Origin of the sequence: Paraburkholderia sp. BCC1876 (assembly GCF_902833695.1) — a bacterium.
Taxonomy (GTDB): domain Bacteria; phylum Pseudomonadota; class Gammaproteobacteria; order Burkholderiales; family Burkholderiaceae; genus Paraburkholderia.
This window is the reverse complement of record NZ_CADFGI010000002.1, coordinates 755,727-769,472: the sequence shown is the minus strand read 5'-3', so window position 1 is coordinate 769,472 and position 13,746 is coordinate 755,727. Positions and strand designations below refer to the sequence as shown.

The window sequence follows — 13,746 nt, the reverse complement described above, 5'->3', positions numbered from 1 at the left end:
GTTTTGACTGCGGTTGCTGAAGCGCGCCTGAATCACGGAGTGCTTCAAGGTTTCCACCGGTACATCATGACTTTGCCGCGCGCGTCTTCTTCGACGAACACGAGGTACTCGCCATCGGCGCGCTTCGCGGCGCTGATGCCGTTGGGCACGTCGACCCAGCCGGACGCGCGGCCCACTTCCGGGCCCGGCCGGATCACGCCGACTTCCTTGCCGCTGTCCTTGTCCCACACGTGCACCGCGCCGACCGGTTCGACGCCGAACAGGTATTGCCCCTCGACGGTCAGGCCGATGATCGTGGCGATGGGTTTGCTCTGCGTCTGCCACGGCAGCGTGATCGAATAGCGCTGCACCGGATTGCCGCTCGACCATTTGTCGTAGCGCACCAGCACGCGGCCCACTTCCTTCCAGAAGCCGCGATCGACCGGTGTGTCCGCCGTGTAACCGGTCACGTACATCGTGTCGGTGGCCGGTTCGTAAATCGCGCGATGCAGTTCCGTGAACGGCGGCGGCACCGGGTACTGCGTCAGGTTCGAATACGAGTAGACCGGGTTGCCCTTCGCATCGAGACCGCCGAACCGGAAGCGGTAAATGCCCTTGCTGTCGCGCGTGCGCCAGATATCGCCGGCGCTATCCACCCACCAGCCCCAACCGCCCGCGAGCTTCGTGCCGCTCGTGTTAAGTGTGAATTCGTCGGTGTTGAACTTGCCGTCGCCGTTCGTATCGCGCCAGATCCAGTCGCCGCCCGGCGGCGCATTCGGCACTTTCGCGACTGCGCGCTCACGCCCGGCGATGAAGCCCGACGGAATCGCCGTCTCGCCGTCGTGCTGCGGATCGAAGCGATAGATCTTCAGATGGTCCGCGTACATGTCCGTCAGATACAGGAACGTGCGGCCCTTCAACTGACGGGCGATCGGCAGGCCCGGATACTGATCGGTGTGAAACACCGGATCGTCCGGATACTTGAAACGGTTCGACAGAAAGCCCGCATATTTCCAGTCCTGCCCGGCGGGCTTCGACAGATCGAGTTCGAAACGCTTGTTGCCGGTATAGACACTGTCGGGGCGCGCCGGATCGATCCACGCGCCGTCGACGAACAGCAGCCCTTGCACCTGCCAGTTGCGCTTGCCGTCCGGCGCATAGCTTTCGAGCGTCGCGCCGAGACCCGCGCCGGTCGGGTCGTAGCGCGGCCCGATGCCGTTGGTCGACACGTAGACGTTGCCGCGCGCGTCCACGCCCACGCCGGTGAGTCCGTTGAAACGCTGCGGCCCGGGTTTGCCGGCGACGCCGCTGAAGATGCCGCCGCGCTCGCCGAGCGAGCCCGACTCCGCATAGCGGCCATTGCTTTTGCTAAAGAACAGCACCTGCTGACGCGGGCCGTTGTCAGCGATCAGCAGGCGGCCTTGCGCGTCGACCGCGATATCGACGGCCACCGTGTCGGCCGGCAACGTCAGCGTCTCGTCGATGCGCTTGCCCGTCGGCGTGTAGTGCTCGACGTGCGGCGCGCGATCGTTAAGCGTGCCACTCAAGACCCACAGCGTGCCGTCGGGCGCGAGCGCAAGGCGGCCCGGTTCGTGCACGCTCCAGGTGGTTTTCTGCTGCATCGATTCGGCGTCATAGACCTCGATGCGATCGCGTGCGGTGTTCGCCGCGTAGAGCGTGCTGTCGTTCGCCGCCAGGCCGCCGATCTCCGCGCTCGTGCCGGTCGGCACTTCGTTCATCACCAGGAAGCCGGCCGCCAGTTGCGCGTGCGGATCCGCGGCCTTCGCGGCGGGCTGGAACGGCGCGGCGAGCTTCGGGTCGGCGATCTGCCGCCGCGAGATGCCGAACCACTGCTTGCCCTTCTCCGGCCATACGCCCTGTTCGACCAGCCGCCCCTTCTCGTTGCCGACGCCGATCGCGACGAACGCATACTTGCGGTTCACCGCGATCGCGCTGCCGCCGCTATTGCCCCAGCCGTGCGTGCCGCCCGCGAAGCCGAGCATCTTGCCGTTCTGATAAACGCTCGCTTCGGCGCCGCTTTCGTCCCACGGTGCGTTCGTATAGACCTTGCCGTCGGGCGCGACTGCGATCGCGGTGATGTTGATCTGCGCCCAGCTGCCGTCGCCGAAACCGAAGGTATTGCCGATCCATGAAGTCTTCGCGTTCAACGCGGTTTCCGCGCCGGCCGTGACGCTGAGCGATGCCGCGGCGAAACCGGTGGCACAGGCGAGCACAGCGAACCAGCTTTTGAACGTGAAACGGCGCAAGGTATTTCCTCCAGTCAGCGCGGCGCCGCGCGCGGACCTACGCCCGCGCGGGCATCGAAAGAAGCAGAACAAGAACGTGAGACCGGGTCGTGCCATCCGGCACGCAAGCGAAACAGCGGGACAACGTGAGCAAGACAACGCGGCGGATCGCCGTGAACGGGATGCGCGTGCGGCGCGCGCGCCTTCCCTCGCCACCCAATCCGCACGGCTCACATTACGCGGAAAAAACCTCGCGACGAAAATCGAAAATAATTCAAAAATATTCGACGCTTCAAGCATCCTGAAAGAAATCGATTTAAAAATCGATTAACCGGAAATTAACCACGCCGCACCTCTTCATCCGCACGTTGCGATTCATCTTTACCGATGCTATGGCACGGCAGGCTGCACTTATTACGCGCTGCGTCATCGGCGCGACAGGCCTGAACACAAGCATAAAAATCCATTGCGAATGGATAACGAAACACCCTGTTGCAAACTGATTCATTTATCCAATTCATTCCCGTTTTTTCGCGATTTTCTTTTCCCTAGAATCAATTGCACTTTCGTTGCGACGCGAAGCGGGCGTGCCTGCGCTGCGCCGACCCTCGCGCGGCCTCCCCGCTTCACACCATGGACGGTTCATGACTGCTAGCGCACTGCCCTCATCACCTTCTCACTCTCGCCGCATCGTGCAGCTCGATGGCTTGCGCGCCATCGCGGTCCTCGCCGTGTTCGCGCAGCACGCATTGAAAGCGCCGCTGTGGATGGGCGTCGATCTGTTTTTCGTTCTAAGCGGCTTTCTGATCACCGGCATTCTGCTCGAGCGCAAGGCGCGCCAGCAGTCGTATTTCGGCTATTTCTACGCACGGCGGGCGCGCCGCATCCTGCCGCCGTACGTGCTGCTGATGGTGGTGTCGTCGATCCTGTTCGGCTTCGGCTGGGCGCAGCACTGGCAGTGGTATGCGTTCTTCGCGACCAATATCGGCGACGCGCTCAATCAGAGCGGTCACGACAGCCTGAATGTGCTGTGGTCGCTGGCGGTCGAAGAGCAGTTCTATATCTTCTGGCCGTTCGTGATCCTGCTGCTGCCCGAGCGTGTGCTCGGCTACGTGGCGGCCGCGCTGATCGTACTGGTGCCGTTGCTGCGCGGGTTCGCCACGCCGTGGTTCGATTCGTTCTGGCCGATCTATTACCTGACGCCGTTCCGCATGGATCTGCTCGCGGCCGGTGCGCTGCTGGCGGTCGCCGTGCGGCGCGATCGCGATGCACTCGAACCGTACAAGGGTCTCGCCGTGCTGGGATTTTTCGCGGCGCTCGCCGTGCTGGCCTGGCTGCACCTGCACTACCCGCGGTTTCGCGCGGCCAATACGCCGCTGTCGAACGCCGGGCTTTATAGCGTTTCGCTGGTGCTGTGCACGTCGGTCGTGGTGATCGCGTTGCAGAGCAAGGGCATCGTCAAGCGGCTTTTGTGCAATCCCGTGCTGGTCTATATCGGCACCATCAGCTACACGATCTATCTGATTCATCTGAGCGTGCTGTACATGCTGTGGCCGCTGCAGCTGAACCGCTTTGTGACTGCCGCGCTGGCGCTCGCGATCACGCTCGTCTACGCCAGCATCACGTGGTTCGCATTCGAGAAGCGGCTGATTTTCGGCGCAGCGAACGGCCACGCGCCGGCGCCGTCGGGTGTCGGTTCCGGCGTCGCTTCAGGTGTCGGTTCCGGCGTGACCGGGACCGCGCCGCGTGCGCCTCAAAGCCGCGCATGAGTCGCCGCGCAGGGCTCGCCGCGAGCGCGTGGAGCGGGCTGCGGATGCGGCCGTGGTCCGCTGCGGCGACGCTGGCCTGCGTGAGTTTGACGGCTCACGCTAGCCGCGCCGACGCGGCGCAAGCCTCATCCGCGGCGCTGCCCGCCAGGGCCGCGCAGGCGCAGGTGCTGATCGAAGCCTACGGCGATTCGACCACGCTCGGCATCACCTGCAGCGACGGCCACTGCGGTCCGCAGTCGCGCAACGCCGTCGTGTATCTGCAGGACGATTTGCAGGCGCGCGTCGGCGAGCGGGTTCTTGTCACGAACTACGGCGTGGGAGGCACGATGGCCACCCAGTTGCGCGACGGCACGGGCAATCGCCGCGCCGGCCCCACTGCCGGTCTGCCGTGGCAGGCGCGTTTGGCCGCGTCGCCCGCGCAGATCGTACTGATCAATTACGGCATCAACGAAGTCATGCAGAACCAGACGCCCGAGCAGTTTTACGCGGCCGAAACGGCGCTGGTGACGAGCGCCCGCGCGCTCGGCAAGCAGCCGGTTCTGCAGACCTCGAACCCAATGCCCGACAACCGTCTCAATGCGCGGCTCGCCGCGATGGTTGCGATGACGCGCCGCGTGGCCGCCGAACAGCAGGTGCCGCTGGTCGACCAGTTCGCGTACGTGAGCAGCTTGCCGGACTGGAAAACGCTGATGTCCGACGGCGCGCATCCAAAGCCGGACCTGTACCGCCTGAAGGCGGAACAGGATTGCCGGGTCGTCGAACCGATGGTGCGGCGACTGCTGGACGGCACACGTTGAGGCTCTTTTTCAGGTCCATGTGCTTTACCGGGCGCGAGTGTCGATTGTTTTTTCTCTTTTACCAATATGAAGGCAAGCTATGAGCCAACCACGCAAAGCGATCATCACCGGCGTTTCCGGACAGGACGGCGCCTATCTGACGAAACTGTTGCTCGACAAGGGCTATCACGTGACCGGCACTTACCGGCGCACGAGCTCCGTCAACTTCTGGCGCATTCGTGAGCTCGGCGTGCTTGCTCATCCGAATCTGCGTCTGGTCGAACACGATCTGACCGACCTCGGCTCGACGCTGCGCCTGCTGGAAGGGGCGCAGGCCGACGAGTTGTATAACCTCGCGGCACAGAGCTTCGTGGGCGTGTCGTTCGATCAGCCGGTGACCACCGCCGAAGTGACGGGCGTCGGCGCGCTGAATCTGCTGGAAGGCATCCGCATTCTGAATCCAAAGACGCGCTTCTACCAGGCGTCGACGTCGGAAATGTTCGGCCTCGTGCAAGCCGTGCCGCAGCGTGAGGACACGCCGTTCTATCCGCGTAGCCCGTATGGCGTCGCCAAGCTGTTCGCGCACTGGTCGACCATCAATTATCGCGAGTCGTACGGTCTGTTCGCGAGCAGCGGGATTCTGTTCAATCACGAATCGCCGCTGCGTGGCCGCGAATTCGTCACGCGCAAGATTACCGACACCGTCGCCAAGATCAAGCTCGGCAAACAGGACATCCTGGAACTCGGCAACCTGAGCGCGAAACGCGACTGGGGCTTCGCGCTCGAATACGTGGAAGGCATGTGGCGCATGCTGCAGGCCGAGCAGCCGGACACCTTCGTGCTCGCCACCGGCCGCACCGAGACGGTTCGCGACTTCGTGCGTATGGCCTTCGCCGGGGCGGGTTATCAGCTCGAATGGTCGGGCAAGGAAGAGCGCGAAACCGGTATCGATGTCGCCACCGGCAAGACGCTGGTGCGCGTCAATCCGAAGTTCTATCGTCCGGCCGAAGTGGACCTGCTGATCGGCTGCGCCGACAAGGCCCGCGACATGCTCGGCTGGAAGCCGGAAACGACGCTCGAACAGTTGTGCCACATGATGGTCCATGCGGACCTGACGCGTAACGAACAGCACGAGACGTTTTGATCGTTCTGAGTCGGGAAACGGCGCGGGCTCTCTGCGAAAGCGGCGAGCCCGCTGAGGCATGGGCAGCCTGCGCACATGCCTAAAAGCTAAAAAACGACAAAATGGCCACTTTGTTAGCTGGATTGCGACAAATTACGCCAGCCTGGCGAGCGGATAAGCTAGAAAACGACAATCGGGATCACGGCGGCGTTCACTTTGTTTTAGCTAGAAAACGACAAATATGCTAAATTGAAAGCTGGAAAACGACAACCTTGCACCGCGTGAGCCTCTCTAAAGCTGAAAAACGACAATCAGACGACTTATTTTTTTCGTCCGCCGATCCTGCGCGAAACCGCAATTTGCAGCGCCGCGCGAAGGAAGGCGTCCTGACGCGCGTCGGACCGGGCGTGTACGTCGAATCAGGCAGTGAGGCGGAGATCGTTGGCAAAATCCATCGCAACTGGCAAAAAGTCGCGGCGCACGCCGTGCCGGGCGCAGTCGTCTCGCACCTGAGCGCATTTGCAAGCGGTATTACTGCGTCCAACGAAATTGTGCTGTCTCACCCCACACGCTTTAACCGGCGCATCCGTTATCCGGGCCTCACGCTGGTGCTGACGAAAGGGCCGTCCCCGCAACCCGGCGACCTTCGCCTCGGTTCGCTCGACCTTTACTGGGCATCGCAAGAGCGGGCGCTTCTGGAGAATCTCAGTCGCGGTTCGGCAACCACCCGCGCAACGCGCGATGCGATTGAAGAACGACTCATCACCTGTCTGAACGCGAATAAGGAATCTGGTCTCAATCAGATCCGGGACCGCGCCCGTGCACTGACCGAACCGCTTGGCGCAACGGCCAGCTATGCGGCACTGAATGGGCTGATCGGCGCGTTGCTCAGCACACATTCAAAGGGCGTGCTCAAAACCCGAGCCGGCCTGGCAATCGCCCCGGGCACGCCCATCGACATGGAGCGTATCCATCTCTTCAACACCCTGGCCACTGAGTTGCGCACGGCGATACTGCCCGATATCGCGGACGTCGCCGCACAAGGCAATACGCGAATCTATTTTGCGTTTCTTGAATCGTATTTTTCCAACTTCGTCGAAGGCACCCGATTCTCCGTGGAAGAAGCGGAAGGCATCGTTTTACGCAATCAGATCGTAGTTCAACGCCCGAAGGATTCGCATGACATTCTCGGTGTGTTCAATCTCGCCCACCGAACGGAAACCCGGGCGGCGGTGCCGCCAGTCGGCGACGACTTCGTCGATGTACTGCAGGAGCACCACCGTGTCATGCTCGAGCGCAGGCCGGAGGCCAACCCGGGCCACCTCAAGCTCGAGGCAAACTACGCGGGCACGACCCGGTTTGTCGAACCCTCGCACGTACGCGGCACCCTCGCGGAAGGATCGCGCCTTGCGCTGACGATCCCGGAAGGAATCGGACGAGCCATTTATTACCTGTTTCTCGTGGCCGAAGTGCATCCGTTCGCAGATGGCAACGGGCGGCTATCCAGACTGGTGATGAACGCGGAACTGTCGCGATGCGGGCGCTCCCGCATCATTATTCCTACGCTATTTCACCCGCAGTTTGTCGATTGTCTGCGGGCACTCACGCAAGGCGGGCGGCCGGGGCCGCTCATCCAGGCGCTATCGCGCATGGGTAGCTGGTGCGCAGCGTTCGACTACGCGGAAATTACCGACGTCGTACTGGCCATGCGCGGTGCCAACGCGTTCGAAGAATCCGCTGCCGACTTCCGTCTACTCAACGCCGACGGCAGCCGGGCCGCCTAAGCGCCCCGCCATCGCTTCCCTCCCCCTCAATGCACCCCACCCGCCGCGATCGCTTCGGCATACACCGCGGCGACCCGCTTCGCGATCACCGAGTTATCGAAATTCTCCCGCGCGTAACGGCGGCAAGCATCGGCATCCGGCAATTTCAGCGTGCCGTTCAACGCACCGGCCAGCCCTGCTGCAATCGCCTTCGCGCCGGTCTCCGGCAGCACCAGATTCGGCGACAACCCCGCCACCGCTTCCGGTAAGCCGCCCACCGGCGTTACCAGCACCGGCGTGCCCGACGCCAGCGACTCGACCGTGATCAGCCCGAAGCCTTCCAGCGCCACGGTCGGCACCACGCTGATATTCGCCGCGCGGTACAACGCCGCCAGATGCTGATCGGGCACGAAGCCCAGCAGCTTGACGTTATCTTCCAAGCCGGCCGCGCTGATGCGCGCCTGCAATTCGCCTTCGAGCCGCCCTTTACCCGCGATCAGCAGCAGCACGTCCGGCGCGCTCTGCCTGAGCAACTGGATCGCGTCGATCAGATCTTCGAGACCCATGCGCCGCACCAGCCGCCGCACCGCCAGCACGATCGGCCGGTCTTGCGGCAACTGCAGTTTCAGACGCGCTTCGGCCGGCGTGATCGGCAGATTGAACTGCTCGACGTCGACGCAACCCGGCACCACGCGCACGCGCTCCGGCGCGATGCCGTAGCGCGACGTGAGGATCTTGCCGAACGCCTCGGACAACACGATCAACCGCGACGAGCGCGCATACACCGACTGCTCCAGGTAACGCTTGGCGCGCTGACCGAGCGAGTCGGCGCCTTCCACGTGGCTCTCGTCGGCCCACGGTCCCTGAAAATGCGAGACCTGCGGAATCCCGCGCGTCACGTCGAGCCCCGGAAACGTGTACAGCGCGAAGTGCGACGAGATCACGTCGGGCCGCGACCGGCCAACTTCCTCGCGCAACGCGCGGCGCGCCGCCATCAGCCGCAGCGGCAGCGATTGCGCGGCGGAACCGAAACCGTTGATCGCGCCGCCGGTGTCCGCGGCGACTTTCGCCGAGCCGGCCACCACGCCGCGCACCGCGACGCCCGCGCCCGGCAGCGCGCCGACCAGCGAGTAATACATGCGGTCAAGACCGCCCGCGCGCTCGGGAAACCAGTGCATCCCGATCTGCAGCGATTTGATTGAACTCGTCGTCATGATTGATGCCCCTGTGCGTTCTGTGAGTTGTGATGGTCGAACGATGCCTTCTGTCCCGCCAGCGTGTTCAGCGTCAGCGCGTCGGTCTTCGCGACCGCCGCCGCTTCCGCCTCGCTGCGCCGGCGATTCTGCTGCTGCCCCGCGAGTTGCCGGTAAAGCGCGATGTACTGCTCGGCCATCCGCGCCCAGCCGAAGCCGGTCGCGAGTTCGTTGGCGGCGACGCCCATCGCGCGGCGCGCGTCGTGATGCTCGGCGAGACGCGCGACCGCGCGGGCCAACGCCGTGGGATCGTCCGGATCGTCGAGCACGATCCCGCATTCCGGCGTGATGATTTCAGCGCCGCCCGCGGTGCGTGCCGTGACCACCGGCAAGCCCGCCGCCATCGCTTCGAGCAGCGACAGGCTCATCGCTTCATAGCGCGACGGAAACACGAACGCGTCGACCGAATGCATCAGCACCGGCATCTCCTTCACCAGCCCGAGAAAATGCACGCGATGCGCAATGCCCAGCGCCTTCGCCTCATCCGGATACGGGCTGCCCGGCAGAAAACCGGCCACCGCGATCTGCACGTAGTCGGGCAGATGCTTGAGCGCGGCGAGCACGGTGCCGAGGTTCTTGCGCGGCGTGCGCAGATCGCCGACGAACAGCAGCAGGAACGCGTCCTTCGGCAAGCCGAACTTCTCGCGGTCGCCGGTCGCGGCGGCGAAGCCCTGCGTGTCCACGCCGTTGTAGATCACGTCGACGCGGTTATCGGGCGTCAGGCCGATCGCGCGGATTTCGTCGGCGACTTTCTGCGACACCGCGGTGATCACTTTCGAGCGCCGGTACGCCCAGCGTTCGAGCAGCGCGTTGCAGCGCGTGTAGACCGACTGATACGCGGACCACACGCCCTTGGTCAGCCCGAACGGGTAGTACTTGCTGCCGAACCAGCCGCTGTGCACGAAGTGCGAGGTATTGACGTCGGCAGGTATCCACGTGATGAAGCCGTTCACGTGCAGCACGTCGTATTCGCGGCGATGCGCGCGCAGCCACAGCGTGCTCTTGAACGCAAACACCTGCTGGCGCAGCAGATTGGTGGGCCACCAGCGGCCCACTTTGATCTGCGCCCAGCGAACGTTCGGATGCGCGAGCAGATCCGGCGCGACGTGCGAGGCCACCAGCGTGACGCCGATGTTCTCGTCGAGCGCGGCCCGCGCGATCTCGTGGTTGACGCGCCCCTGGCCGTCGTTATGGCGCACGACGTGCGTGACTATGGCGACTCTCAATCAGTGCCTCCGTGGAAAAGTAGCGTGCGTCTGCGGTTGATTTTTTCGTAGTGCACCGCGGATAGGATCGAAAAAACACTCATGAACAGCAACAGTCCGCCCGTGCCCACCAGCGAGTTGGTGAACACCAGCATCGCGAAGGTCGCGAGACTCAGGCTCAGGCAGGCCGAGACGAACTTGTCGTTGCGCAGCTTGAACGAGGCCAGCACCGCGCGCACCACCAGCCAGACGATGCCGGACATGTAGAGCAGCGTGCCGGGCCAGCCGAGCACGAACGGGATATTCATCACTCCGCTGTCGAAGTTGCCGTACTGGCCGAGCTGGCCGCCGTCGTTCGAGAGCTTGGTCGAGGTGCCGGTCGCGCCCATGCCTTCACCGGAGACGTCGGTAAACGCGGTTTTCGCGAAGGTCGCGTAGAACTCGTTACGCGCGGCGTAGCTCTGGTCGTCGTTCAGATTGACGATGGTGGTGAGCCGCGCCTGCATCCGCTCGGCAACCGGGCCGACCGCCAGCAGCGGCACGCACAGGCCCGCCAGCAACACCGCGCTCGCGACGATACGCACCCGCACCTTGTTGTTCGACTTGACCAGCTGGACCAGCAGCGCGATCACCCAGCCGCCCCACGTGGAGCGCACGAGGCTCAGCGCGAACGCGAAGAAGCCGAGCGCCGCGGCGATCCAGCGCACCCGGTGGTTTGCCGCCATCACGTACACCATTGCGCCCATCATCGCGAACGCGAACGGGCCCGACGAATTCATCGTGCTGAACACGCGCACGCCCATCGGCACCGGGTCGCCTTGCGAGTTCATCTGCGAGCCGAGCATCCACAGTGCGTCCCACGGCGGCATGATGAAAAACTGCACGAGGCCGTAGCCGCCCATCACCAGCATGCCCCAGATGAACGTGTTGACGATGGTGTCGCGGTACTGCGGATACTGACGCGTGTGCGCCATGATGTGAAAGCCGATCAGGATCGGATACAGCCAGTTCGCGAGGTCGTAGGTGGCTGCCAGCGGCCCGCTCGACATCACGCCGACCATGAACGCGTAGATCAGGCCGAGCAGGATCAGCAGCACCGGCAGGCCGCGCCGTTGCGCGAGCAGCCGGTAGTAGCGCAGCAGGGAAAGCGCGCTGATCATCGTCACCGCGAGCGGCGCGACCTGGATCAGGCTGGTGGGCGTGAACGCGCCTTTGGACCAGTCGGCGAGACGCCGTACTTCGGGGCTCAGAAACCACAGCCACCACATGAAGCCGATGTAGCGCGCCGGGCTCTTGAAGTAGAGCCACAAGCCCGTGAGGATCGCCAGCACCGGAAACGCGAGCGTCAGCACCGTGCCCTGATGCGCGATGATCAACACCGCCGTGATCAGCCACAGCAAGGCCGGCGGACCCCACTCCTGCGCCCCGCCGGACCGGCTGCGTCCCGCGCGGTTCGCGCCGGATGGGGCGGTGTGCGTGATGGTCGACATCGCTTAGAGACCTCCGCGTGATTCACGCGCGGCGGGCCGCGAGGTTTGCGCCCTCGCCTGCGGTTGCGTGCGAGCGGCGCGCGCGCGCAGCATCTCCTGCGTAATCCGCACGTGCTGCATCGCGTAGTGCTGGGTGGTCAGGTCGCGTGCCAGCAAACCGGCCGCCGCCGCTTGCGCCTGACGCAAGCCGTCCAGCGGCGACGCGGCGAGCTGGTCGACCGCTTCGCGCAGCGCCTGCGGATTGAACGGCGGAATATAAAGCGCCTCGCCGGCCGGAAAATAATCCTGCAACGCGCCGACGTTGGTGACCACCATCGGCTTGCCGACGGCCGCCGCTTCGAGCATCACCGTGATCCCCGAGGCATGCGAATTCGGCCGCAGCGGCACGACGATCAGATCGGCCCAGTCGTACAACTCGTGCTGCTTTTTAATGCCCGAAAACAGCGCGATCTCGACGTTCGGCGCGCGCAGCGACGCGGGTATCCGCCGCCGCGTCGCGAGCTTGACCGTGTAGCGCGAATCGTTGCCGAAGGCCTTGATCAGCGTTTCCCAATCGCGGTCGCGATCGTTGCCGATCGCGGCAATGCGGATCGGCGCATGCGGCAGCCATTCGGTCGGCGCGTTGACAGGGAAATCCTGGGTGTTCAGCCCATACAGCAGCGGCGTCGCGTCGCGATCGAAATAACGCTGGCACAGCGCGGCGTTTTCAGTGGCGAGCGTGGTCAGTTGATCGGCACGGCTCAGCAGCTTGCGATACAGCCAGCTACGCAAAATCCCGTACGAAGGCCATTTATCGAGCAGCCACACGCTTTGCGCGAGCAGCAAGGGGGAAGCCTCGGCTCCGGCCTTGCGGCCGCTCAGCAACAGCATCAGCGCGGCGGAGAGCCATTCCTGCTCGGTATGCGTCCAGATTACGTCCGCGCGCAGCATCTCGGCACGATTGCGCCACGTATGGATGAAATCGAACCCCAGCGCCGCCTTCAACGCGCGCCGCAACAGCCGCACCGGTTTGTTTTCGGGCGCGTCCTGCGAATAGCTCAGCGCGAAGCCGTCGGACTGCGCGTGGTGATAGCCGTACAGGCAGCCGATGTTGTCGCCCGGCCGGTAAAAGCGCGGGTCCGCGCCGTAAAACAGGTGAACGTGAACGTTTGTACTCATGCGGCCACTCCGCTTCGCGCCCGGCGCGCCTCGTGCGCGCCGCCGCGCACCGCGCGCCAGCGCGACAGCTTCACCCCGGCCTGGTTCGACAGCAACGCGAGCGCCGCATGCGTGAGTCCCGGATAGGCCCGCGTGCCGACCAGCGTCCACCACCACCACGCGGTTTCGCGGTGCAGCGGCGGCAACTGGTCGCGCAGGATCAGATGGAAGTTGAACGCGGCATTGCGCAACGCCGCCATGGTTTGCGCGTTGCGCCCGTCTTCGTCGAAACGCTCGGCGGGAAAATGGTCGACCGCAACGCGCGGGTCGTACACCAGCTTCCAGCCGGCGCGCTTCACCGCGAGGCTGAAGCCCATGTCGTTGTGAGCCTGCGCGCCCGCGCCGCGCAAGCGCGCGTCGAAGCGGATCGTGCGGATCGCGTCGCGGCGGTAGCTCATGTTGGCGCCCTTCAGAATGTCCACTTCGCGCGCGCCGCCGGCGCCGAGATGATGATTGCCGATGATCTTGCCGGACGCCGTGACCTTGCCCACCCGTTGCCGCTCGCCATCCAGCACGCGGCCTCTTTCGTGCACCCAGTCGCGCCCGCCGAGCGCGCCGAGGCGCGCATCGCTTTCGAACGCGGCGGCGATCCGGGCGACCCAGTCGACGTGCGGCGCGGCATCGTCGTCGGTAATCGCGATCACGTCGCCGCTGGCCGCGTCGAGCCCGCGATTCAGCGCCGCGACCTGACCGGGCGCCTCGACCAGCGCCACCGACAGCGGCAGCGCACCCGGCACCGCCGGATCGCGCAGACAGGTGTGGGTCGCCTCGTCGTCGGCGCGCGCCACCACGACCACCTGGTCGGGCGCACGCGACTGGCGTTGCAGTGCCGCGAGGCAGCGCGCCAGATCGGCCGGGCGGCGATAAGTCGGAACCAGTACCGTCACTTTCATCGTGATGTCCTTTTGTATCGTCATTGCGCGAGGGTCGGAAAAACCCGGGAAA

The 13,746-nt window shown here is 64.4% G+C and carries 11 protein-coding genes; 5 read left to right on the top strand and 6 right to left on the bottom strand.

The window, feature by feature from the left end; genetic code table 11:
* Positions 1 to 44: 44 nt before the first annotated feature.
* Positions 45 to 2,213, bottom strand: a complete 2,169-nt coding sequence (locus HWY05_RS09945) for a hypothetical protein (RefSeq protein WP_244146588.1) — start codon at positions 2,211 to 2,213, stop codon at positions 45 to 47.
* Between HWY05_RS09945 and HWY05_RS09940 the strand changes: the two genes are divergently transcribed.
* The 5 genes from HWY05_RS09940 to HWY05_RS09920 all read left to right on the top strand — a co-directional run bounded on the left by HWY05_RS09940 (position 2,119) and on the right by HWY05_RS09920 (position 7,677).
* Positions 2,119 to 2,556, top strand: a complete 438-nt coding sequence (locus tag HWY05_RS09940; protein ID WP_244146595.1) for a hypothetical protein — start codon at positions 2,119 to 2,121, stop codon at positions 2,554 to 2,556. The genes HWY05_RS09945 and HWY05_RS09940 overlap by 95 nt on opposite strands.
* Positions 2,557 to 2,869: 313 nt before the next feature.
* Entirely contained in the window at positions 2,870 to 3,994 is a 1,125-nt protein-coding gene (locus HWY05_RS09935; RefSeq protein ID WP_176058194.1) for an acyltransferase, read from the top strand.
* Positions 3,991 to 4,791, top strand: coding sequence for an SGNH/GDSL hydrolase family protein (locus HWY05_RS09930; RefSeq protein ID WP_176058193.1), 801 nt, complete (start codon positions 3,991 to 3,993; stop codon positions 4,789 to 4,791). The genes HWY05_RS09935 and HWY05_RS09930 overlap by 4 nt, the downstream gene beginning before the upstream one ends.
* 79 nt (positions 4,792 to 4,870) lie before the next feature.
* Complete coding sequence (gene gmd / locus HWY05_RS09925) at positions 4,871 to 5,914, top strand: GDP-mannose 4,6-dehydratase (protein WP_035550178.1); 1,044 nt, start codon at positions 4,871 to 4,873, stop codon at positions 5,912 to 5,914.
* 260 nt (positions 5,915 to 6,174) lie between these two features.
* Complete coding sequence (locus HWY05_RS09920) at positions 6,175 to 7,677, top strand: Fic family protein (protein WP_176058445.1); 1,503 nt, start codon at positions 6,175 to 6,177, stop codon at positions 7,675 to 7,677.
* A 26-nt stretch (positions 7,678 to 7,703) separates the two neighbouring features.
* On the opposite strand, the gene HWY05_RS09915 is transcribed toward HWY05_RS09920, so the two are convergent.
* Genes HWY05_RS09915 through HWY05_RS09895 form a run of 5 tightly spaced genes read right to left on the bottom strand, consistent with a single transcriptional unit; the run spans position 7,704 to position 13,694 of the window.
* Entirely contained in the window at positions 7,704 to 8,870 is a 1,167-nt protein-coding gene (locus tag HWY05_RS09915) for a glycosyltransferase family 4 protein (protein ID WP_176058192.1), read from the bottom strand.
* Positions 8,867 to 10,135, bottom strand: a complete 1,269-nt coding sequence (locus HWY05_RS09910; RefSeq protein WP_176058191.1) for a glycosyltransferase family 4 protein — start codon at positions 10,133 to 10,135, stop codon at positions 8,867 to 8,869. Before HWY05_RS09910 ends, HWY05_RS09915 begins: the two co-directional genes overlap by 4 nt.
* Entirely contained in the window at positions 10,132 to 11,604 is a 1,473-nt protein-coding gene (locus HWY05_RS09905; RefSeq protein WP_176058190.1) for a glucose-6-phosphate isomerase, read from the bottom strand. Before HWY05_RS09905 ends, HWY05_RS09910 begins: the two co-directional genes overlap by 4 nt.
* 3 nt (positions 11,605 to 11,607) lie before the next feature.
* The gene (locus HWY05_RS09900; RefSeq protein WP_176058189.1) at positions 11,608 to 12,762 is read right to left on the bottom strand and encodes a glycosyltransferase; all 1,155 of its coding nucleotides are present in this window, start codon (positions 12,760 to 12,762) and stop codon (positions 11,608 to 11,610) included.
* Positions 12,759 to 13,694 (bottom strand): glycosyltransferase, encoded by a 936-nt coding sequence (locus HWY05_RS09895; protein WP_035561804.1) that lies wholly within the window; start codon positions 13,692 to 13,694, stop codon positions 12,759 to 12,761. The genes HWY05_RS09900 and HWY05_RS09895 overlap by 4 nt, the downstream gene beginning before the upstream one ends.
* Positions 13,695 to 13,746: the final 52 nt, after the last annotated feature.

What these genes read in the sequence shown, in the direction of transcription:
- HWY05_RS09905 (WP_176058190.1), bottom strand. Translation starts at nt 11,604, where the DNA reads ATGTCGACCATCACGCACACCGCCCCATCCGGCGCGAACCGCGCGGGA.
- HWY05_RS09915 (WP_176058192.1), bottom strand. Translation starts at nt 8,870, where the DNA reads ATGACGACGAGTTCAATCAAATCGCTGCAGATCGGGATGCACTGGTTT.
- HWY05_RS09895 (WP_035561804.1), bottom strand. Translation starts at nt 13,694, where the DNA reads ATGAAAGTGACGGTACTGGTTCCGACTTATCGCCGCCCGGCCGATCTG.
- HWY05_RS09930 (WP_176058193.1), top strand. Translation starts at nt 3,991, where the DNA reads ATGAGTCGCCGCGCAGGGCTCGCCGCGAGCGCGTGGAGCGGGCTGCGG.
- HWY05_RS09935 (WP_176058194.1), top strand. Translation starts at nt 2,870, where the DNA reads ATGACTGCTAGCGCACTGCCCTCATCACCTTCTCACTCTCGCCGCATC.
- gmd (WP_035550178.1), top strand. Translation starts at nt 4,871, where the DNA reads ATGAGCCAACCACGCAAAGCGATCATCACCGGCGTTTCCGGACAGGAC.
- HWY05_RS09900 (WP_176058189.1), bottom strand. Translation starts at nt 12,762, where the DNA reads ATGAGTACAAACGTTCACGTTCACCTGTTTTACGGCGCGGACCCGCGC.